This is a genomic window from Streptomyces sp. NBC_01294 (genome assembly GCF_035917235.1).
Taxonomy (GTDB): Bacteria; Actinomycetota; Actinomycetes; order Streptomycetales; family Streptomycetaceae; genus Streptomyces; species Streptomyces caledonius.
This window is the reverse complement of the sequence record NZ_CP108423.1, coordinates 359,620-379,239: the sequence shown is the minus strand read 5'-3', so window position 1 is coordinate 379,239 and position 19,620 is coordinate 359,620. Positions and strand designations below refer to the sequence as shown.

The 19,620-nt window shown below is 71.4% G+C and carries 19 protein-coding genes; 13 read left to right on the top strand and 6 right to left on the bottom strand.

Annotation, left to right across the window (positions count from 1 at the left end; translation table 11 throughout):
- Positions 1-50: 50 nt before the first annotated feature.
- Complete coding sequence (locus OG534_RS01920; protein ID WP_326586310.1) at positions 51-2,072, bottom strand: DUF7019 family protein; 2,022 nt, start codon at positions 2,070-2,072, stop codon at positions 51-53.
- A 247-nt stretch (positions 2,073-2,319) separates the two neighbouring features.
- Positions 2,320-3,633 (bottom strand): cation:proton antiporter, encoded by a 1,314-nt coding sequence (locus OG534_RS01915; protein WP_326586309.1) that lies wholly within the window; start codon positions 3,631-3,633, stop codon positions 2,320-2,322.
- A 417-nt stretch (positions 3,634-4,050) separates the two neighbouring features.
- On the opposite strand from OG534_RS01915, the gene OG534_RS01910 reads away from it, so the two are divergent.
- The 5 genes from OG534_RS01910 (at position 4,051) to OG534_RS01890 (ending at position 7,738) form a co-directional block, all read left to right on the top strand.
- Entirely contained in the window at positions 4,051-4,674 is a 624-nt protein-coding gene (locus tag OG534_RS01910) for a DUF6230 family protein (RefSeq protein WP_326586308.1), read from the top strand.
- Between the two features lie 76 nt (positions 4,675-4,750).
- Positions 4,751-5,233 carry a DUF6114 domain-containing protein gene (locus tag OG534_RS01905; protein ID WP_326586307.1) on the top strand — a complete coding sequence of 161 codons (483 nt, stop codon included), beginning with the start codon at positions 4,751-4,753 and terminating at the stop codon, positions 5,231-5,233.
- Positions 5,234-5,306: 73 nt separating this feature from the next.
- Positions 5,307-5,936, top strand: a complete 630-nt coding sequence (locus OG534_RS01900; protein WP_326586306.1) for a hypothetical protein — start codon at positions 5,307-5,309, stop codon at positions 5,934-5,936.
- Positions 5,937-6,271: 335 nt separating this feature from the next.
- Positions 6,272-6,709, top strand: a complete 438-nt coding sequence (locus tag OG534_RS01895) for a hypothetical protein (protein ID WP_326586305.1) — start codon at positions 6,272-6,274, stop codon at positions 6,707-6,709.
- Positions 6,710-7,105: 396 nt separating this feature from the next.
- Positions 7,106-7,738 (top strand): hypothetical protein, encoded by a 633-nt coding sequence (locus OG534_RS01890; RefSeq protein ID WP_326586304.1) that lies wholly within the window; start codon positions 7,106-7,108, stop codon positions 7,736-7,738.
- Positions 7,739-7,772: 34 nt separating this feature from the next.
- Here OG534_RS01890 and OG534_RS01885 read toward each other — a convergent pair whose 3' ends face one another.
- Complete coding sequence (locus OG534_RS01885; protein ID WP_326586303.1) at positions 7,773-8,483, bottom strand: hypothetical protein; 711 nt, start codon at positions 8,481-8,483, stop codon at positions 7,773-7,775.
- Positions 8,484-8,744: 261 nt separating this feature from the next.
- Between OG534_RS01885 and OG534_RS01880 the strand changes: the two genes are divergently transcribed.
- The 3 genes from OG534_RS01880 to OG534_RS01870 all read left to right on the top strand — a co-directional run bounded on the left by OG534_RS01880 (position 8,745) and on the right by OG534_RS01870 (position 9,831).
- Positions 8,745-8,987: a protealysin inhibitor emfourin gene (locus tag OG534_RS01880; RefSeq protein ID WP_326586302.1), complete on the top strand. Its 243-nt coding sequence runs from the start codon at positions 8,745-8,747 to the stop codon at positions 8,985-8,987.
- A gap of 62 nt (positions 8,988-9,049) precedes the next feature.
- On the top strand, positions 9,050-9,289 hold the full coding sequence (locus OG534_RS01875; RefSeq protein ID WP_326586301.1) for a hypothetical protein: 240 nt from the start codon (positions 9,050-9,052) through the stop codon (positions 9,287-9,289).
- Positions 9,290-9,417: 128 nt separating this feature from the next.
- Complete coding sequence (locus OG534_RS01870; protein WP_326586300.1) at positions 9,418-9,831, top strand: DUF1152 domain-containing protein; 414 nt, start codon at positions 9,418-9,420, stop codon at positions 9,829-9,831.
- A gap of 40 nt (positions 9,832-9,871) precedes the next feature.
- On the opposite strand, the gene OG534_RS01865 is transcribed toward OG534_RS01870, so the two are convergent.
- Positions 9,872-11,002 carry an alpha/beta hydrolase family protein gene (locus OG534_RS01865; protein ID WP_326586299.1) on the bottom strand — a complete coding sequence of 377 codons (1,131 nt, stop codon included), beginning with the start codon at positions 11,000-11,002 and terminating at the stop codon, positions 9,872-9,874.
- Between the two features lie 193 nt (positions 11,003-11,195).
- On the opposite strand from OG534_RS01865, the gene OG534_RS01860 reads away from it, so the two are divergent.
- Positions 11,196-11,420, top strand: coding sequence for a hypothetical protein (locus OG534_RS01860; RefSeq protein WP_326586298.1), 225 nt, complete (start codon positions 11,196-11,198; stop codon positions 11,418-11,420).
- A gap of 487 nt (positions 11,421-11,907) precedes the next feature.
- A complete protein-coding gene (locus OG534_RS01855) occupies positions 11,908-12,489 on the top strand; it encodes a hypothetical protein (RefSeq protein WP_326586297.1) in 582 nt (193 codons plus the stop codon).
- Here OG534_RS01855 and OG534_RS01850 read toward each other — a convergent pair.
- Positions 12,437-13,195 carry a DeoR/GlpR family DNA-binding transcription regulator gene (locus OG534_RS01850; protein ID WP_326586296.1) on the bottom strand — a complete coding sequence of 253 codons (759 nt, stop codon included), beginning with the start codon at positions 13,193-13,195 and terminating at the stop codon, positions 12,437-12,439. The two genes, OG534_RS01855 and OG534_RS01850, sit on opposite strands and share 53 nt — an antisense overlap.
- 170 nt (positions 13,196-13,365) lie before the next feature.
- On the opposite strand from OG534_RS01850, the gene OG534_RS01845 reads away from it, so the two are divergent.
- From OG534_RS01845 to OG534_RS01835, 3 genes are all read left to right on the top strand, one after another.
- Complete coding sequence (locus tag OG534_RS01845; RefSeq protein ID WP_326586295.1) at positions 13,366-14,643, top strand: MFS transporter; 1,278 nt, start codon at positions 13,366-13,368, stop codon at positions 14,641-14,643.
- Positions 14,644-14,652: 9 nt separating this feature from the next.
- Entirely contained in the window at positions 14,653-15,258 is a 606-nt protein-coding gene (locus tag OG534_RS01840) for an HAD family hydrolase (protein ID WP_326586294.1), read from the top strand.
- Between the two features lie 205 nt (positions 15,259-15,463).
- Complete coding sequence (locus OG534_RS01835; RefSeq protein ID WP_326586293.1) at positions 15,464-17,944, top strand: SpoIIE family protein phosphatase; 2,481 nt, start codon at positions 15,464-15,466, stop codon at positions 17,942-17,944.
- Between the two features lie 39 nt (positions 17,945-17,983).
- Here OG534_RS01835 and OG534_RS01830 read toward each other — a convergent pair whose 3' ends face one another.
- Complete coding sequence (locus OG534_RS01830) at positions 17,984-19,522, bottom strand: SDR family NAD(P)-dependent oxidoreductase (protein ID WP_326586292.1); 1,539 nt, start codon at positions 19,520-19,522, stop codon at positions 17,984-17,986.
- Positions 19,523-19,620: the final 98 nt, after the last annotated feature.

The window sequence follows — 19,620 nt, the reverse complement described above, 5'->3', positions numbered from 1 at the left end:
GCGTGCGGTGCGGCACCACGGTGCGCGCCCGGGCCGCCGGGCCCCTCGGCTCACCCGGACGGTACCGTCGCCGGCCGCAGGCGGATCCTGGTCGCGGACGGGAGCGCGGTGGGTTCCGCGGCCGGGTCCAGGGGGTGGTGGGCGGGGTCGCCGGGGAGTTGGTACTCCCAGGCCAGCGAGCGCGTCACCACGCCGGTGACGGGGTGGTCCCGGTAGTAGTGGACCCAGTCCGGCCAGCTCAGGGTCCGGGCCTCGGCGGCCTGCGCGCCGAGCCGCCGGCGCTCCTCCGCCACGGTCTCCTCGATCCGCTTCGCGGTGCGCTGGACCAGGGTGATGCTGTCGGCCCGCATCGGGGTCTTGTAGCCGTTCGGGCAGCGGAAGGGGGCCGTGGTGCGGGTGACCCGGTCCCCATCGGTCCACTCGACGGTGACCCGGCCGTTGTCCTCCAGGGTGATCACCGCGTCGATCGAGGCGTTCCACCACAGTGCGCCGCGCCCGATCCAGCCGATCGTCAGCGTCCGGTCGGGTTCCAGGCCGTGGCGGGACACGGTGCGTTCGGCCCGTTCGTGCGAGGGTACCCCGAGGCGGGCCGCGGCCCGCTTCACGGACTTCACCAGGACGCCATGCGGATGCATCGAGGTGGTGACCTGGTAGTGCAGGGTCCACAGCGCCTCCATGGCGCCGGGGCCGGGCAGATCGCCGAGGGCGGTGAACGCGGCGCCGGCGATGCCGTGGTCCACGCGGTAGTAGGTGTCCATGGCCTGCGCGTTCTTGCGCGCGACGAGGGCGAGGGCGGCGCTCAGTCCGTCGGTGTCCTCGCGCAGCCAGCCGGCGGCGAGGAGGAAGCCGATCGCCAGGCTGCGGGCCCGGGAGGGCGGCTTGACCTGCCCGAGGTCGCGGATCACCGCGTCGGGGTCGCTCATGTTGTGGAAGGACCCGTCCCGGGCCAGTTCGCGCACCGCGTAGCGCACCAGTTCAGCGGCGCCGTCCGCCTTGAGCAGTGCCTTCGCCCGCCGCTTCCACACCGCGTCGACCTTGTAGCGCCAGTTCCAGAACGCATCGGCCGTCGCGAGGTGCAGCAGCAGTTCGGTCAGGTCGGGCGACAGGCCGGTGAGCCGTTCGCGGGTGCGGCCGCTCCAGTCGTTGCCGGGTTCGAACAGGTTCGTCACAAGATCGTTCATACGGTCATCCTGCGGCACGCCGCTGACAGCGCCGGGAGCCGGCTCCGCCCAGGTGAGACGAGCGGGGCGGCCCGCCCGCAATCGGCTTGTCAACTCCCTTGTACGGCACGCAAGGTAGGTGGCCATGACCGTGGGGAGCTGGAAGCGCGGCGATGTCGTCCTCGGGCTGTACGAGGTGCTCGACGTGCTCGACGGCGGCGGCATGGGGCTGGTGTACCGGGTCCGGCACCGCGAGTGGAACACGGATCTCGCGATCAAGGTGCCGCGTTCGGAGCCGGCCGCCACGGCCGCGCAGCGCGCCCGCTTCGAGGGCGAGGCGGCACCTGGGTCGGGCTCGGCCTGCATCCGAACGTGGTCAACTGCCTGTACGTGCGCCGGGTCGAGGATCACCCGCGCGTGTTCGCCGAGTGGGTCGACGAGGGCCTCGGGGTCGGCGGCCGCGTCCTGCGGGGCGAGCGCCGCCAGTCGGTCGAGCAGGACGGGCGGGAGCGAGGCGCTCAGCAGGCTCTGCTCGGGCGGGGCCGCCGCCACGGTACCGAGGAGGTGTCCGGCGGAGCCGCCCAGCCCGACGACGGTGTGCTCGCTGCGGCCGCCGAAGTGGACGGTGCCGCCGTCGCCGATCGCGCCCCACTGCATCGGCAGGACCCCGTGGACGTACTGCCCCGGCTCGTCCACGTGCCCGAGGTCGGCGTGATCCTCCAGGTGACGCGGTACGCGCTCCAGCCGGGCGACGCGGTCGGCCCCGGGAGCCTCGATGCTCCGCTTCGCGCCCGCCACGGTCAGCCCGAGGCTCAGCTCCGTGACCCGCTTGCGCCCCCATGCCGGATCGATCTGCGACAGCAGCATGTCGACCTTGGCGTCACTGATGTACAGGTAATAGCGGACCGACATTCCCGCTGTCTCCCCTGCGCGGCACGAGCCTGGCCATGGTACCCACCAACTCCCGCCCATGGCCGAACGATCCGGCCAACCGCCCGCGGCTGCCGGGAGCCGCGGGCGGCACCGCTCAGCGCTCGTCGTGGGTGCCGACCGCAGCGCCGGCGAAGGAGGAGGCGGCTGAGCCCCGCTGAGGAGCCCCCAAGGTCAACGACGGGCCGACTGTCCCGAACATGCCGAATCCGCGCCGAGTGGCGCCGCGTCACGCCTCGGGCCGGTCCCGGAGGCCGAGCCCGCGGCGTGCGGGGGGCGTGGGTACGGGGGTGCCCTCGCGCAGATCAGGGGAGGCGGCCGCTGCCTTCTCGTGCCAGCGGCCGTACCGCTCGGCGAGGGGTACGGCGGAGACGCCGTGCAGGAGGACACTGAGGCCGACGGTGATCGCGACCACCCTCCCCAGGAGTTCCACCCCCGGAACGTGTTCCTCCACGACGAGCAGCGCCAGCACCACGGACGCGAGACCGCGTGGCCCGAACCAGCCGATGTACGCCACCGTGCGGGGCCGTAGTCCGCTCCCGGCAAGCGAGAGGGCCACCGGCAGCATCCTGACCACGGTGAGGCTCAGCACCGCGTACAGACAGATCCGCCAGCTCAGATGCTCCAGTGCAGGGCCGAGCAGCACCGCCCCGAAGACGAGGAGGCTGATCGCCGCCAGGAGTCCTCCGAGGGTTTCGCTGAACTCGACCGTCCGGTCGGGGTCTTCCTTCTCACCGCCGACCGGGGAGTGGCGCATGGCGAACCCGCAGGCGAAGCCGGCCACCCAGGCGGCGATGAAGCCGCTGCCTTCCGTCACGACGGCGAGTTCGTACGCCGCTGCCGCGACGGCCGGCAGGTAGACCTGCCGCCACTCCCATGCGACCCATCCCCGGGAGCGTGACCACTGGAGCAGTCGGCCTCCCAGCCACCCGATCAGCAGACCGATGGCCGTGCTCAGCACCAGGGCGCGCCAGAAGACTCCCGCGACGCCCTCCTGTGCGTAGTGCGTGCCCGGGATGGCTGCGAGGAAGAGGATGAAGAAGGGCAGCACCATGCCGTCGTTCAGGCCGCTTTCGACATTCAGTCCGTGACGTACGAGCGCCGGTACCCGCGGGTGGGACATCGCGGTCTTTCCGAGGGCGGCGTCGGTCGGGGCGAGGATGGTGCCGACCAAGGCGAGCTCCCACATCGTCAGCCCCGGCAGCAGGGGCCACGCGAGGAGCCAGCCCGCGCCGATGCTCAGGGGCAGTCCGATACTCAGCAGACGACCGGGCAGAAAGCCACCGGTCCGAAGGTCCCGTCTGCGCACCGACAGGGCATCGGTGAACAGCACGAGCACCAGAGTGACTTCGAGCAGCGCAACGATCGGCGCGGCGTCCTGCTCCAGGTTGACGATGTCCAGCACGGCCGGCCCGAGGAGAACGCCGCAGCCGACGAACACGATCGCCGACGACAGCGGCGTCGAGGACAGCCGACGCGAGCCCAGCGCGTACGCCGCCGTGACGGCCGCCACCGTCGCAACGGTCCAGGCGCCACTGCTCATGTACCAGCCCTCCAGATTCACCCGCCGGACCCTGCCGGCCGGTCGTCGGCGCCTTCGCCCCGGTCTGCGACGGCCCCGCTGATCCCGCAGGACCACACCCGTGACCACCTTCTACAGGTCGACTGAGCGCGACAGGCCGACGTCGGCAAGGACACGCCGCGTGGGGCCACCCAGGAGCTGGAGCGGCGGGGGGCCTGGCCACGGCGCGCCCGTTCGGTCCGCGTCGCCATGTCGGCGGACCACATCACTGCACCGCGTGTCATCCGGATGCCGCAACGGAGACTGCATCACCCGTCTGGCCGACCTGGAGTGCCGTCCGCTGCCGCACCCGGAAGCCTAGGATCCGCCACTAGACGGAGGGACGTCGCCTGCCCCCGTCGGGAGTCGCCGGGCCACCTCGTGATCGGAGGAGACGGAATGCTGCTTCGCGCCGGCAGGACTTCCTGGAAGCGCTTCGCCGCCGTTCTCGTCCCCAGTGTCACGGCGGCAGCGGCCCTGGGTATCAGCATGGCGCAAGGGGCGCTGGCCGCGTCGTTCTTCATCTCCGGCCAGAAGTTCCCGGTGTCCGTGGACACTCTGAACGCCCATGGACTGAGCATCTACGGCATGGTGGACGTGACCAGGAAGGGCGCCCTCGTGCCGGTCGTGGTCACCGGGGCCAGCCGTGCGGAAATCAGCGGGCTGTGCTTGTCGGTGGTGGTCCCGATCCCGGTCCTGGGCCCGTACACGCTCAGGCTCACCGGCGGCGAAAAGAGCCAGGTCCAGGCGAAGAACTTGTTCCTCGACGCGACCTCCCTGTCGATCGGGCAGGCAAATTTCGACGGCATCGACATCGGTGTGGCGGCCGGAGCCGTCAGCAAGGGCCCCATCAATCCGGCGGACAGGAGTTCCCGGTTCTTCGATCCCAACGGCTTTGCCCAGCAGGCGGATTCGGCCACCCTGAGCGACGTGCACGCGACCACGGTCGCGGTCTCGGCCGCGACGTTCAACATTCCGGACCTCGATGTGCAACTCAAGCAAGGCCAACACGAGTGCTTCTGACCCCCGGAACGGAACACTCACCTTTCACGCCCACTCGCCCCATGCACCCGCCCGCCGCGCACGAGGGAAAGGCCACGTGTTCCCCAATCCATTCGGCAGACGCCGGAATTCACGCGTCGCTGCCGCCGGCGCCCGACAGCGATTCAGGATCTGGCGGAACGAACGTCCCTTCTGGGCGGGACTGTTCACGCTCGCGGCGGGGCTGCCCGTCATCTACATCCCGTACGCAAACCTGAACTTCGGCGCCATCCCACTGGCACTGTCGACCGTTGGCGGCTCGGGGTCGCTGATCATCGGGGTCCTCCTCGTGGCCCTGGGCATCTCCCTCTGGTTCCACCAGCAGGTGCGCGTGCTCGCCGGGATCACGGTCATTCTGCTTGCCCTCATCTCGTTTCCCGTCGCCAATTTCGGAGGCCTCCTCATCGGGTTGTTCTCCGGCCTGATCGGCGGATCCCTGGCCTGTGCCTGGATCCCTCCGACGGGCACCACCGAGCCACAGCCCGCAACGAACCGTGCACCAACGACCATCCCCGCGCGTGAGGAGCACGGTGAGAAGTGACGACCTGACCGGTCGTACAGCAAGCGGACAGGAACCAGGGCCCGGCCATCCGAGCAGCGCGATGAAGAGCCGCGTGACCGGCCGACTGCTGAGGCCCCTCGTCTGCGCGCTGGCAGCAGCAGCGCTGTCCGTGGTCCTACCGCTCGCCACACCAGCGGCCTCGAAGGCGTTACTCGCCGACGGTATCCGCACCTCCAAGACACCAGCCGGGACCGGCACGCCGACCGACCACCCGCCGACCCGCCCGGCGAACGCCCCCTGGGTACTGCGCGCCGACAGGCTCGTGCTCCACGACAGTGCCTTCCACGGCGTGGTCACCGTGCGGACTGCGGCCGGGTCCGAGCGGGCCCTGAAGTTCACCGTGCGGTCGCTGGACATCGGCGATCTCGACCTGACGGTGGGCCGCGGCAGCTCCGCAATGCGCCTGCGGGCCAAGCCCACGACCACATCCACGGTCACGGGCAAGGACGTGGTGACTCTGTACACCCAGAAGCTGTCCGGCACAGTGATCGGCCTGGGCGGCGCTCCGCTGCCGACGGACCGCAGCGTCACCGTCACACCCGACGCCCTGCCCCCGTGGCTCGCTCACCCCGCTGTTCCCACCCGCACCCTTACCTTCGAGAATGTGACCGTCTCACAGATCGCCTCGGTCAGCGGCAACATGTCCATCACCGGGCCGGCCCTCAGCACCACTGACGGGTAACCCGCGCAATTCGGCCGCCCGCGGAGAGGGACGCGTGGCTGGACACTGTGGTCATCCAGCGGGCGAGGCCTCCGACGTGCAACTTCCCCCACACGCTACAGGCGGTGGCGTACTGCGGCGCCGGTGATGCCGGGTGCGTGCCAGGCTACCGAGGCTGAAGGGTCTTTACCGTGGTGAGCGTGGCATGCGGTCCAGTTGCTGCATCGCTTTGCCGAAGGTCTTGTCCACACGACTGCGGCCGGCGCGCAGGCCCTCGGCTTGGACGCGGTGCGGCTCCTGCGCTCCGGCGGGGCCAGTCCTTGCGGGAGAGCTCGGCGAGGACGTGGGAGGGTGCCGTGGCACCAGCCGAGGTAGCCGGCGGCTGGTCCCTCTACGTCAAGGACGGCCACCTCCACTACGCCCACAACTACGTCCAGCGAGCCCTGCACCACGTGGTCTCCGGCGAGAGCGTGCCCGAGGGGCGGCATGCGCTGCGTTTCGAGTTCGAGCCCACCGGCGCCCCGGACATCGCCCACGGCAAGGGCGCACCCGGCCTCGCCCAGCTCTACATCGACGGCCGCCTCGTCGGACAGAGCGACATGCCGGTCACCACCCCGATCACCTTCAATCCGGGCGGCATGGCCTGCGGCGCCAACCCCGGTTCTGCCGTCACCCCCGACTACCAGGCCCCGTTCCCCTTCACCGGCACCCTCCACAGCGTCACCGTCGACCTGTCCGGCGACCTCATCGTCGACGCCGAAAGCGAGATGCGCATGCACATGGCCCGCCAGTAGGCCGGCTGCCCCACGACAGGCCGGTCACCGGCGAGTCCACGCGGGCAGGTGCAGGCCAGCACCACCCGGCCGGGTGCGCGCAGTCCAGGAGCTTCCTCCATCGGTGGTTGAGCCCGCCGCGCCGCCCGCGGCCGCAGCGTCCCAGTCGGCGAAGACGCCCGACGGACGGGTTGATCGGCGACAGCGTCCGCGCAGACGTGTCCTGAACGGCACGACGCGACGCCCCCGCGGCCGACGGGCCGCGGGGGCGTCGAGCCGAGCATGGGCGCGCCGTGGTCGACGTACCCCTGTGCACCTCCGTCCTCGCCCTTGATCACCGCAGTGAGATCATCGGACCTGGACCGGACGTGCGCAGAGAGGCTGAGCGTGACCCAGGGGCGAGTGACGTATGAAGTGATGACCACGGTGCACCCACCAGCCGTCGCCTGGAGCGATCAACATGGGCAGCAGGGCGGAGCCGCCCGGCTCTGCCGCGATGTCAACGCCCCCGCGTTGGACCGGCTCCGCTCCGTACGGGCCTTCCACATCGTTCCGGATGGCCAGGCTCCGAGCGCCCGTGTCGTCACCGAGCAGGCCCTGGGATCGCGCCTCAGCGGCCGCCCCGCCGTCTACCGTGTCGAGGACCCGTTCGGCATGCCGCTCGGGCGGATCACGCTGCGCCGCCGCCGTTTCCTCCGGTTCGGCCGGAAGCGGTGGACCGTGGAGCCCGCGGCGGGCCCCGTGCTCCACGGCTACCGGGGCCGCCTCGTGTGGTGGGCGTTGTGGTGGCCGTTCGGCCTCCCCGTGAGTTTGCTGTGCCTCATCCTCTCCATCCTGGGCGATGGTGACGGCGGGTTCGATTCACCCCGGCGCATCATCTGGCGCGACGACTCGGGCCGGGCGCACTTCGTCTTCCGCGGCATGGAGGCCGACGACTTCCAGGTGCTGGTCCCCGGCTGGGACCCCCGCCTGGTCACCGCGCTCGTGGGTCTCCACCAGGCATGTGAGCCATCGGAGGCAGCGGGAGCCGACGGCTGGTACGGGCCGTGAGGGAGCCGGGAAGGGAGGGGAGGCGCTCCGGCTGTCAGAGGAAGTCCGGGCACGCCGCGACGAAGCCCTCCGAGACGGGCTGCCACACGCCGTGGTCCTCGCGCGCACTCAGCCGGTCCGCTTCCTCGGTGGCCTCGGTCAGCTGGGCGGTGGTCAAGTGGACGGCGGCCTCGAACACCCGCCCGAGGTGACGGCAGAGGAGTATCGGGCGCAGTTCGTCCGAGTACGGCTCATCGACGACCGCGAACAGATCGGGCAGGGTCCAGCCCAGCGGGCCGGCTATGGCACAGAGTTGGTACCGCCGGTGCGGACTGGGGTCCCAGTTCGACACCATCTGGAACAGCGTGCTGCGGGACAGTCCCATGAACGGTAGTTCCTGGAGGCCGAAGCCTCGGTTCCGGATCAGCCCGTTGAGCACGGAGGCGAGGCCCGTCTCGGCGGGGCGGTGGTACCGCGAGGTCGGCTGCACGAAGGGTCCTGGGGCGGCGACGCGCGGCAGCGAGCGGACGAAGCCCTCCAGCGGGGCCAGTTGCGCGTGGTCGCAGTGGCTGGCGCTGTAGGCGAACTGCCTCATGACCTCGGCGTCACGCTCCGGGGGAAGGAGTTCCGCCGGCACCGGGTGGCCCGCGATGACGAGCAGGTCGGCGGCTGGTAAGTCGAGTTCGGTGGCGAGTTGAGTGAGTCGCTGCTCCGTGATGTCGGTTCCGTTGGCGGCGAGGTTGCTGAGAAGGTGGGCCCGTTCCATACGAGGAAGGTAGTGGGTGGGCCGCCAAGTCCGCCCAGCTGGAAGGCCCTTCCGGCAGGCCGTGGGCCGCGCCGCCCGCACCCGCACCCGCACCCGCACCCGTACGGCCCGCCGCCGACCGGTCGGCCACACGGCGGCGCTTTCCGGACGTTCGCACCGTCGGGGCCCTGCTCCGTGACAGCGGGCCGGTGTTCGGGGCACCCGCGGGAGTGGCTGCGACGTGCAGACCGTGCGACACCACCAGAACAGGGAGGAACAACCATGCTGATCACGGTTACCCGATCCGGAGGCTTCGCCGGCTTCGAGAAGCTCCGCGCACTCGACACTTCGGGCCGCGCGGACGCGGCGGAGTTGGAGGAACTCGCGCAGCGGGCCGTCGCCCCCGTGGCCGACGGCTACCACTACCGGATCACCGTCGACGACGAGGTGCTCGACCTCCAGGACTCCTGCCTGTCCGACGCCCAGCGGACACTGATCCGCACCGTCCTCGGCGAAGGCGCCTGACGACCAGGGAGTGATCCCGCCCCTACCAGTACTCCTACCCGCCGCGCTCCACCTACCGCCCGTTGGAGGAAGGTGCCTGGAACACCCGGGACATCTGGGCCAGGGACCTGGAGGCGTACCAGGTCCCCGAACTCAACCTCTACCTCCACGTCCCCTTCTGTCGCTACAAGTGCGGCTTCTGCAACCTCTACACCGTCATTTCCACCGACGAGGACCTCTACGACGCCTACACCGACGCCCTCTGTACCCAGATCCGCGACCACGCCGAGGTCATCCAGGCCCGCCGGCTCCGCACCGTCTAGACCTGTACGTCGCGGCGGGCGGCGGCGGAGACCCGGTCGGTACGACGATCACGGCAGCGGCCCTCACCAGAGCCGGGGCCTTCACAGGAGCCTCGGCCCTCACGGGAGCCTCGGCCGATACCGGCGCCGTGGCCGGCACCCCCGGTACGGCTGGAGCCCGCCCCCTGATCGCGACCTACGCCTGGGAGCGCCCGGAGGTCGACCCGACCCCCGGCCCCCTGGGCGCGGCCGACTTCACCGGCCCCGCGCCGGAGGGCGGACGGTACGGCGACACCCTCCTGCTGACCCCGGCGTCGCGGCCCGTCCCGCCCGCCGGATCCACCCTGCCGCGCCTGGCCGGGGACCTGCCGGCCCGGCTGCTGCTCCTGGACCCCTGCCGGGGCCTCGCGGCCATGGCCGCGCAGATCCGCCGGCTGGCCGACACCGTCGGCGCGCGGCACGTCCGGATCGTGGACATGGGCGGCGACATCCTCGCGCACGGCGACGAGGAGATCCTGCGCACCCGGCTGAAGGACGACTCCCCGCTCCTCACCCTCCGCTGACCAGGCGGCCGTCAGGACGAGGGGAGCCGGCCGAGCCGGATCAGGGCCGGTGGAAGCGCACTTCCGGGAAGCGGGCCGTCGGGCGGTCCAGGAGCGGGGTGTTCCGTCCGCGCAGGTGGGTGTCGACGAACGCCGTCAGGTAGGTCCTGGTGATGGCGTCGGCGCGGTCGCCGTCCAGTTGCTGGAGCGGCATGCCGAGCTGTTTGGCCAGCGGTGCCAGGTCGGTGAAGGACAGGTGCCCGGTGTCGTCGACGCTCAGCCAGCGCTTCCATCCGGTCAGTTCGGTCCAGGTCTCGTCCCAGGTCGGGTCGGCGCCGCCGGGGATGTGGCTGGGCTGGCCCAGCATCAGGAGCGGCCGGTCCAAGGGGGTGTCGTTCGGGAACCGGAAGTTGCCGTCCATGTTGACCGCCGCCTTGACGCGGGGGTCGCGCAGCATGGCCGGGATCGTGCTGAATCCGCCGGCCGAGTGCCCGACGACGGCGACGCGGTCGGGGTCGATGGGTGCGCCGCGCTTCCAGGCCGTCCGTGCGCCGGTGAGCTCGTCGAGCACGAAGGAGATGTCCTCCGCGCGGACGGCGCCGACCTTGGGGTAGTCCCTGTCCACGCACGCCAGGCAGGAGGTGGTGCGGCCGTCGGGGAACGAGATGCCGTCCGCCTCGTAGTTGTGTCCGATGCCGGCGACGGCGTATCCGCGGGCCGCGAACTCCTCGGCGAGGCCGGTGAGGGTGGCGCGTGGCATGCCGAAGCCCGGTGACAGGACGACGAGGGGCAGTCCGCCGCGGACCCTCGCCGGTGTGGCGTCCACCGTCGAGTGGGTCGCCACCTTGGCGAACAGGTCGGCCGGCAGGTCCAGTCCGCTGGAGGCCACGTACTGCGCGGACTCCTCGGCCGTCATGTAGGGCGCGGGCGTGCCCGAGGGCCTGACGGCCGGGTACCAGAGGGAGACCATCAACTCCCGCTTCTCCGAGGGGACCCACGGGTCGGCCCGGTTCTCGTCCTTGAGGTGGACGGTGGCCCGGCCGACCGGGTGGTGCCCGGACGGCGCGGGCAGCACGAGTGCGGCCGAGGGCGGTGGTGAGGGGCGGGTGTCGGCTTGGGCGGTCGTGGCGGACAGGGTGCCCGCCAGGGCCGTGGCAACGGCGGCACCGACCAGGAACAAGCGTCGTCGCATCGAGTCGTCTCCATCGATGTCTCTCGTGGCATCCGGCCCCGTGCGGGCCGATGCCTCGAACGCTATGCGGGGCGCGAACGGCTGCCATCGGCTCGGGGATGTACGTCGGCAACCGCCGTACATCCCCGGGTTGACGCCCGCCGGCCGATGTTCTCGGGATGCCGTGGGAGCGTGTCGAATGCAGGCTGGGGGCATGTCGGACCGTACGGAGATCGTCGTTCATCCGGTGTCGCCGAAGGGCGGCCGGAAGGTCACGGTGCACGCACTGGGTGTGGACGCGGACCTGGGCCGGGCCTTCGCGCCCGGCGACGTGAGTGAGTTGCTGCGCCTGGCCGGCCTGGAGGACGTGGACCTCTCCGAGGACGGGCCGATCAGCTGGGAGGGCGGAGGGCCGGAGGTGTGGACCGCCGGCAGCTGACCCGGTCGGTGGCGCGGGCACATCGCCTGCCAGCGATCCGCCGGCGTGCACTACATGACCTTCACGGTGTTCGCGAACGCCGGGCGCCGCGTGCTCCCGCTGATCACGGACCCGGCGGCAGGCGTGCGGACCGGCAGCGCCTGGGTCCTGCGTGCGATCCGCTGCGAGGACCCGGCCGCACTCGACGCGGTGCGGCGCCAGGCCGCCGTGGAGGACGACCCGACGGCCCTCGTCTCGCAACTCCTCACGGTGGGCACGCTGTCCGGACTGTCCTCCTCCGTCGTCGCCGATCCGTCGCAGGAGGGCAGAGCGTGGCTCCGGCCCTGGCTGGAACACGCACACCCCCTGGTCCGGCTGGCGGCCGCCGAGGGCGTCCTGTCCGCGGGTACCCCGGACGGCGAGGTGACGGCAGGGGCGGGGCGGGCGGTGGCCCGTACGTTCACCGACACCGGGAGGGGCTCGCTGCCGGACGTACCGTGGTGGCCCGGTGGCAATGGACCTGTCGGGCGCTTCGCCGAGCTCTTGGCGCCCCACCCGCAGGAGACCGCGACCCTGGGCCGCGTGGGCGCACTGGCGGATCACCGGCGACCCCGAGACGGCACTCCGGGTGTGCGGCGCGGCGGCACGGGCCGGCCTCGGCCGCCCGGTGCTGCGCTACCTGGCCGACCTGGGCCCGCTGGCCGCGCCGTACGCCGACGCGGTACGGCCGCTGCTGACCTGCCCGGGGGAGTGGAGCCGGGTCGGAGCGGCCGAGGCCTGGTGGCGCATCACCGGTGACGCGGCGCCGGCGGTCGAGGCCCTGCTGCCGGAACTGGCGCCGCTGGCCAGTCACCGGGTCACCCCTGTGACCCTGCGGACCGTACGGGCGCGGGGCGCGATCGGCCGCCCCGCCGCGGCGGCCCTGCCCGTACTGCAAGCGGTCATGTCCTCGCGTCGCCGCCACGGCGGCGACATCCTGCGGGACGAGGAACTGTTCCGGGTCACGCGGAAGGCCTTGTCCTGCATCGTCCAGCCCGTCACTCCTCCGGGGGATGGATCACCTCCACGCCCCGGTCCCGCAACTCCTTGACCACCGGCGAGTCGTCCGGCGCGTCCGTGACGATGAGCGTGATCTGGTCCACCGAACAGATCCGTCCCAGCGCCGTACGGCCGAGCTTGTCCGCTGTCGCGACCAGGATGACGCGTTGCGCGGCGGCCACGGCGGCGCGCTTCACCTGTACGTCGTCGAGGTTGTACGCGGTGGCGCCCTGGACCGGGTCGATGCCGCAGCAGCCCAGGATGAACGTGTCGAAGCACAGGTCCTTGAACGTCTGGACCGGAGTGTGGCCGTAGAAGGAGAGCTCCTCGGGGCGCACCTGCCCGCCGGGCATCAGCAGCCGGATGCCCGGATGGCCGGACAGCGTGAAGGTGGCGTGCAGGGAGAGCGGGGCCACCGTGAGCTGCCGGGCGGCCATGGCGTGGGCGACGGCCACCGCCGTCGTGCCGGTGTCCAGGGCAACGGTCTCGCCGTCGGTCAGCAGCGCGACCACCGTGCGCGCCAGGCGTTCCTTGGACCGCGCGCCGGACATCGCGCGGATCGCGTACGGCGGCTCGACTCCGCCCGGCAGGTTGCTCACCGCGCCGCCGCGCACCCGGCGCAGTGCGCCGCGGGACTCCAGGACCTCCAGGTCCCTGCGGATGGTCATCTCGGATGCCCCGGTGGCCGCGGCCAGCTCCGCGACCGTCGCGCGGTTCTCCTTGATGAGCAGCGCCACGACGAGCTTGTGTCTCTCCATCACGTTCACATGTCTGCTTTTAGCACAGACGGAGGCCTGGAGGGAGCCGATGTGCACACCGGATCTGTTGAAATGAACATTCTGTGTGAGTAATCTTCGGTCGGTGGTGTGGGATACGCGCCGTAATGAACATCATTCATGTTCATTTGTTGATGAGTCAGGGGAGGGCGATGTCCGCGATGTCTGCCACCACCAGTGAGGCCGACCTGCCGGATGCGGGCAGGCCCCGCCTCCTGACCACCGTCGCGATCATCGCCTCCTGCGTGGCGTTCGTGGTGATCGGCGCTCTGCAGGCGCTGTACGGTCCGGCCATCCCGGCCCTGCGCGAGGAGTTCGGCATCAGCCCTGCCGTGGCCGGGCTCAGCCTCAGTGCCCACTTCGTCGGCGCGCTCCTCGGCGTGCTGATCTACCACCCGCTGCGGGGGCGGCTGAGCAACCGCCTGCTGCTCGGTGGCTCGTACGTCCTCATGGCGGCCGGCGCCGTGGTCTTCGCGTTCTCGCCGAGCTGGATCCCGGCGCTGGGCGGCACCTTCGTCATCGGCCTCGGGTTCGGCGGCATCGACTACGGCCTCAACCAGCTGTTCTCCATCGGCTTCGGCCACCGCAGCACGGCCATGCTCAACCTGCTCAACGGGCACTTCGGCGTGGGCGCGATCGCGGGTCCCGCCCTCGTCGGGTGGCTGGGTGCGGAGCACTACCCGGAGATCTTCATCGGCATGGGTGTCGTGTGCCTGCTCCTCCTGTTCACCCTGGGCGGGGTGGCGGCGCGCGAACCCGGGCCCGTCGCCGGGGAGGGTGCGAAGGCGGGAGGGGCGCGCGCCTTGCCGGTCATCGCCGCGTTCATCGGCGTCTACGTCCTGCACGTGGCCATCGAGACAGGAGTCGGCGGCTGGGAGCCCACCCACCTGGAGGCCGTCGGATACGGAGCCGCCACCGCCGCCTCGGCGACGTCCGCCTACTGGGCCGCGATGACCATCGGCCGCTTCGTCGTCGCGCCCCTCAGCCTGCGCTGGTCCGCGCCGTCGATCCTGACCGTCTGCTGCGTGGGCATGGCGGGCTTCCTCCTCCTGGCGACCGTCCCGGCCCTCGCCCCGTACGCGTACTTCGGCGTCGGCCTGATGATCGCGCCCATCTTCCCCACGTGCCTGCCCTGGCTGAACCGGGCCGTACCGGGCGTCGCCGCAGCCGGGGCCTTCGTGATCGCCGCCTCGATGATCGGCGGCGTGGCCTTCCCGCCGCTGCTGGGCGGCGTGATCGACACGATGAACATCACGATGGTGCCGTTGGTGCTGTTCGTCCTGGCCGCAGCCTGCGCCGCGCTCAGCCTCTGGCTGCGCGGGAAGGCCCCGGACCCTGGAGCCGTGCCGGGCCCGCGTGGCGGCGGCGTCCAGCGGGACACGATCACAGCCGACGGAACAAACGGAACAAACAGAACCCACGGAACCTAGGAAGGAACCATGCGAGCCATTCTCTTCGACCTCTTCGGTGTCATCGCGCGCGTGCAGTCGCCCGAGTCGCAGGCCGTACTGGAGCGTAAGGCCGGCGCCGCCGACCCCGACCGCTTCTGGGGCGCGTACTGGTCGCAGCGCACCCCCTACGACCGGGGCGATGTGGCGGGACCCGCCTACTGGAAGGGGATCTGCGACACCCTGGGGATCCCGCTCGACGCGCGTCTGACCGCCGATCTGATCGCTGCGGACCTCGCGAGCTGGAGCGAGGTCGATCAGCGCAGCGTGGACCTGCTCGGCGAGCTCGCCGGCCAGGGGTTCAGCCTCGGCCTGCTCTCCAACATCCCCGAGGAGCTGGCCGAACGGTACGTGGCCACGCAGCCGTGGCTCGACCGGTTCTCCGTGGTCGGCTTCTCCTGCCGCCTCCGCAGCGCCAAGCCGGAACCCGCGGCCTACGAGTGGTGCGTACGGGGACTGGGTGTGCCCGTCGAGGAGATCCTCTTCGTCGACGACCGGGCCGAGAACGTGGAGGCGGCCCAAGCCCTGGGCCTGCGCGGACACGTGTTCACCTCGGTCGACGCGCTGACGGCCGCACTCGCCGCAGCCTCGTGGTGAACGACCGCGTCCCGGCGAACGGCGCGCCGGTGCATTTGTGGACGACCCTCTGCCGACGTACAGCGACGCGGCGATACTGAATCTAGGCCGACCGCTCGATCCTTGGTCTCTGATCACCGTGGGTGGTCGCTGCGGGCATACCCGCCGAGCGTTCCGTTCGGCAGGTCGAAGGGTCGAAGGGTCGAAGGGTCGAAGGGCGGTAGTGATGGACGCACCGGCGCCTGGGTTGGGCGAGGGGCCCGAGGACCCGTTCGCGCTGCACAACTCGGCCTCGGCGGTACTGGACGACCACGGCAGGGTCGTCGGCTGGAGCGAGCGCGCACAGGAGCACCTCGGCTTCCCGCCCGAGGAGGTGCTGGGCCGGGCAGCGATCGAGTTCCTGTTCGATGCCCGTGACCATGAGGCGGTCATGGAGGCGGTGGCCGCGTGCCTGCGCGACCGGGGCTGGTCCGGAATCCTGCCCGTCCGGCATCGCAGCGGGCAGCGGGTGGAGCTGGGCTTCCGCGCCCGCGCCGTCATCCGCGCCGGCTCGGCCCGCGAGTGGTTCCTCGTCGTCGCCCCGGCGGAGGAGGTGCGCCAGTGGGAGACGGACCGGTCGGTCCTGGACGGTCTGTTCCTGCGCTCCCCGATCGGTCTGTCCGTCCACGCCCCCGACCTGAGCATCCTGCGGATCAACCGGGCGCTGGCCCGGTTCACACAACTCCCCGCGATGGAGATCCGGGGCCTGCGCATCGGCGACTTCCTCATCGGTCCGGACCTGAAGACCATCGAAACCCGGCTGCAACGGGTGCTGGAGACGGGCCAACCCCTGATCTTCACCGAGCAGCCCTGCCGCCTGAGGAGTGACCCCGGCAACGAGCGGGTGGTGTCGGTGTCCGCGTTCCGGATGGAGGACCCCTCCGGCGGGATCCTCGGCGTCACCCAACTGGTGGAGGACGTCACCGACCGCTACCGGGCCCGGCGACGGCTTGCCCTGCTCAACCGGGCGAGCGCCCGCATCGGGACCACACTGGACCTCGGCCAGACCACCCGGGAGCTGGCCGACGTCGCCGTCCCCGACCTCGCCGACGCCGTCTCGGTGGATCTGCTGGAGTCGGTGGCCCGCGGCGAAGAGGCCGCCGAGGAGACGAGCGGACTGGTCCGGAGGATGGCCGTCCACTCGGTCGTGACAGAGGCACTGCAGGTGATGTACTCCGCCGGAGAGGTCTTCCACTTCGACCCCCGTACCCCGCAGGCCAGGTGCCTCGCCGGACAGCAGCCCGTCCTCGAACCAGTGCTCGAGAGCAGCCCCGCCTGGTATTTCAAGGATCCGGAGCGCACACGGCGCGCCCTCGGTCTGGGGGCCCACTCGCTGATCGTCGTACCGCTGACGGCCCGCGGTCTGCTCCTCGGCCTGCTCAGCCTGTGGCGCGCCAAGCGGCCCGAACCGTTCGAGGAGGACGACCTCACCCTCGCGGAGGAATTCGCCGCGCGCGCCGCCCTGTGCATCGACAACGCCCGCCGCTACACCCAGCAGCACGAGGCCGCGCTCATGTTGCAGCGCAGTCTGCTGCCGCGGGAGTTGCCCGAACACAGCGCGGTCGAGGTCGCGCACCGCTATCTGCCGGCCGATCCCGCCACCGGCGTCGGCGGCGACTGGTTCGATGTCATCCCGCTCTCCGGAGCCCGCGTCGCCCTCGTCGTCGGCGACGTCGTCGGCCACGGTCTGCACGCTGCGGCCACCATGGGCCGCCTGCGCACGGCGGTGCACACCCTGGCCAGCCTCGACTACGCCCCGGACGAGGTCCTCTCCCACCTGGACGACCTGGTCAACCGCCTGGCAGCCGAGCAGGAGCCCGGTGACGGGGGCGCACAGGGCGAGCAGATCGTCGGCGCGACCTGCCTCTACGCGGTCTACGACCCCACCTCCCGGCGCTGCACCCTGGCCCGAGCGGGCCATCTGCCGCCCGTCGTGGTGACCTCCGACGGCATCGTGAGCGTGCCCGACCTCCCCGAGGGGCCGCCGCTGGGCCTGGGCGGACTCCCGTTCGAGTCCGCCGAACTGGAACTCGCCGAGGGAAGCCTGCTGGCGCTGTACACCGACGGCCTGGTCGAGGCCCGTGGCCTCGACGTCGACGAGGGACTCGCGCGGCTGCGAGACGTCCTGTCCCGGCCCGGCCGGTCGCTGGAGGAGACCTGTACGGCGGTGCAGGCCGCCCTGCTGCCGGAGCACCCACCGGACGACGTCGCACTGCTCCTCGCCCGCACCCGCGTGCTGGCACCGGAGCAGGTCGCGTCCTGGGAGCTGCCCGCGGAGCCGACCGCCGCCGCACGGGCGCGGCACCTGACGGAGGCCACACTGACCGGGTGGGGCCTGGAAGAGATGGCCTTCACCGCCGAACTGGTCGTCAGCGAACTGGTCACCAACGCCTACCGGTACGGCGGCGGCACGCCGCTGACCCTGCGGCTCATCCGCGACCGCAGCCTGATCTGCGAGGTCTCCGACCGCAGCAGCACCGCTCCGCACCTACGGCGGGCGCGCACCACCGATGAGGGCGGGCGCGGTCTCTTCCTGGTGGCCCAGTTCACCGAACGGTGGGGCACGCGCTACACCCGGGACGGCAAGACCGTCTGGACGGAGCTCCCCCTGGCCACAGCGGCGGAGGGGCACTCCGCGGCAGCGGCGACCCTCGCGCTCAACTGGTGACTTCGGGGTGGCCGCTCGGAGTCACCCTGCTGGGAGGGATCACCACGGGACCTGCCGGTAGTCCTTGAGGAGGATGCCGTGGACGGGTGCGCCGGCCTGCCCTTGCACGATGGGGTGGTAGATGCGGGCGGCGCCGTCGACGATGTCCAGCGGCGGGCGCCAGCCGGTGGCGGCGTGCCATTGCCGGGCGGGGAGGGGCTTCTCGTCGGTGATCCAGCCGGTGTCGACGCTGCAGGTGTGGATGCCGCGGGTGGCCAGGTCTGCGGCGCTGGTGCGGGTGAGCATGTTCAAGGCGGCCTTGGCCATGTTGGTGTGCGGGTGGTCGCTGGTCTTGTTCCGCACGGTGAACTGGCCCTCGACTGCCGAGACGTTGATCAGGTAGCGGTCCGGGTGCGGGGAGGCATCGAGAAGAGGGAGCAGGCGGTCGGCGAGCAGGAACGGTGCGACGGCGTTGACCAGCTGGACTTCCAGCAGCTCAGTCGGGTCGACCCTTCCCAGACGCAGCGTCCAGGAATTGGTCGCGGTCGTCTCGGGCAGCAGACCCGCCTCGTCGACGGCCTCCGGTGGCAGGGGCGCGGCTGCTGCTGAGGCGCCGGCCGTGTGTGCGGTGCCGGCCAGGGCGTGGGGCGCTCGGAGCCGTGGGGCGAGTTCCGCTGTCCACGGCAGAGGCGCGGTGCGCGGGCCGGGTACGGAGAACCCTGGAGCGGTCCAGATCTGTGGCGCGGTGAGTGACGCGGGGGCCGGGGTGGTTTCGGCGGCGGACAGCGCGGTGTACGCCTCAGGAGAGCGGCGTAGGGTCTGGGCGGCGTTGTTGATCAGAACGTCCAGGGGCAGACCCCGGGAGAGCATGTGGTCGGTGAAGGCGAGGACCTGCCGGGGATCGCGCAGGTCCAGGGCGGCGATCTGCAGCCGGTGCCACCACTCCGCGGCGCCGGGGGCCGCCGCGAACCGGCGCACCGTGTCCTGGGGGAAGCGGCTGGTCACCGTGAGCTCGGCTCCGTCCCGAAGGAGCATCAGCGCGGCCTGGTAGCCGATCTTGACGCGCCCGCCGGTCAGCAGCGCGCGTCGGCCGGTGAGGTCGGTGCGGGCCGTGCGGTGGGCGAGATTCTCGCCGGCGCACTCGGGGCACAACAGGTGGTAGAAGTCGTGGACTTGCCGGTAGTGGTTCTTGCAGACATAACAGAGTTGGGGGCGGTTCAGCAGTCGTGACGGTCCGTCACTGTTCGGCGTACCGTCCGGCAGCTGTCGCGCCGCCGACGCTCCGGGGCGGGGCTGAACGTACTCGCGGTCCGCCAGGCCTCGTTCGGGCGCGGCCGGGGTGGTCAGAGCGGCCGGAGCGGCCGGGGCGGTCAGAGCGGCGTCCATCACGCGGTCGGAGGCGCCCATCGCGGTGGCCGCGAGCAGCCTCGCGTCGGCCGCGGCCCGTTCCGCGCGCGCCTCGGCACGGCGTCGAAGCCGGCCGTCGCGAACGAGGGTGCCGGCAGCCCGTTCCAGCAGACGGCGCTGGGCATCGTCCACGGGCAGCTGCCGTGCCCGGTGCAGCAGGTCCAGACAGGTCTGTATGAGCTCACTATCCATGGGGTGCCTCACGTGTGATGGGTCGTTCGCGGCTCTCTCCCCACCCCCGCCTGGTGGCGTCGCTCGCACGGGGAAGACCGGGCCCCGCGGAGTGAAGG

Excerpts from the sequence above, each read along its gene's own strand:
- OG534_RS01920 (WP_326586310.1), bottom strand. The coding sequence starts at position 2,072 with ATGTCGGTCCGCTATTACCTGTACATCAGTGACGCCAAGGTCGACATG.
- OG534_RS01915 (WP_326586309.1), bottom strand. The coding sequence starts at position 3,633 with ATGAGCAGTGGCGCCTGGACCGTTGCGACGGTGGCGGCCGTCACGGCG.
- OG534_RS01910 (WP_326586308.1), top strand. The coding sequence starts at position 4,051 with ATGCTGCTTCGCGCCGGCAGGACTTCCTGGAAGCGCTTCGCCGCCGTT.
- OG534_RS01890 (WP_326586304.1), top strand. The coding sequence starts at position 7,106 with ATGACCACGGTGCACCCACCAGCCGTCGCCTGGAGCGATCAACATGGG.
- OG534_RS01885 (WP_326586303.1), bottom strand. The coding sequence starts at position 8,483 with ATGGAACGGGCCCACCTTCTCAGCAACCTCGCCGCCAACGGAACCGAC.
- OG534_RS01880 (WP_326586302.1), top strand. The coding sequence starts at position 8,745 with ATGCTGATCACGGTTACCCGATCCGGAGGCTTCGCCGGCTTCGAGAAG.
- OG534_RS01865 (WP_326586299.1), bottom strand. The coding sequence starts at position 11,002 with ATGCGACGACGCTTGTTCCTGGTCGGTGCCGCCGTTGCCACGGCCCTG.
- OG534_RS01860 (WP_326586298.1), top strand. The coding sequence starts at position 11,196 with ATGTCGGACCGTACGGAGATCGTCGTTCATCCGGTGTCGCCGAAGGGC.
- OG534_RS01850 (WP_326586296.1), bottom strand. The coding sequence starts at position 13,195 with ATGGAGAGACACAAGCTCGTCGTGGCGCTGCTCATCAAGGAGAACCGC.
- OG534_RS01845 (WP_326586295.1), top strand. The coding sequence starts at position 13,366 with ATGTCCGCGATGTCTGCCACCACCAGTGAGGCCGACCTGCCGGATGCG.
- OG534_RS01840 (WP_326586294.1), top strand. The coding sequence starts at position 14,653 with ATGCGAGCCATTCTCTTCGACCTCTTCGGTGTCATCGCGCGCGTGCAG.
- OG534_RS01835 (WP_326586293.1), top strand. The coding sequence starts at position 15,464 with ATGGACGCACCGGCGCCTGGGTTGGGCGAGGGGCCCGAGGACCCGTTC.
- OG534_RS01830 (WP_326586292.1), bottom strand. The coding sequence starts at position 19,522 with ATGGATAGTGAGCTCATACAGACCTGTCTGGACCTGCTGCACCGGGCA.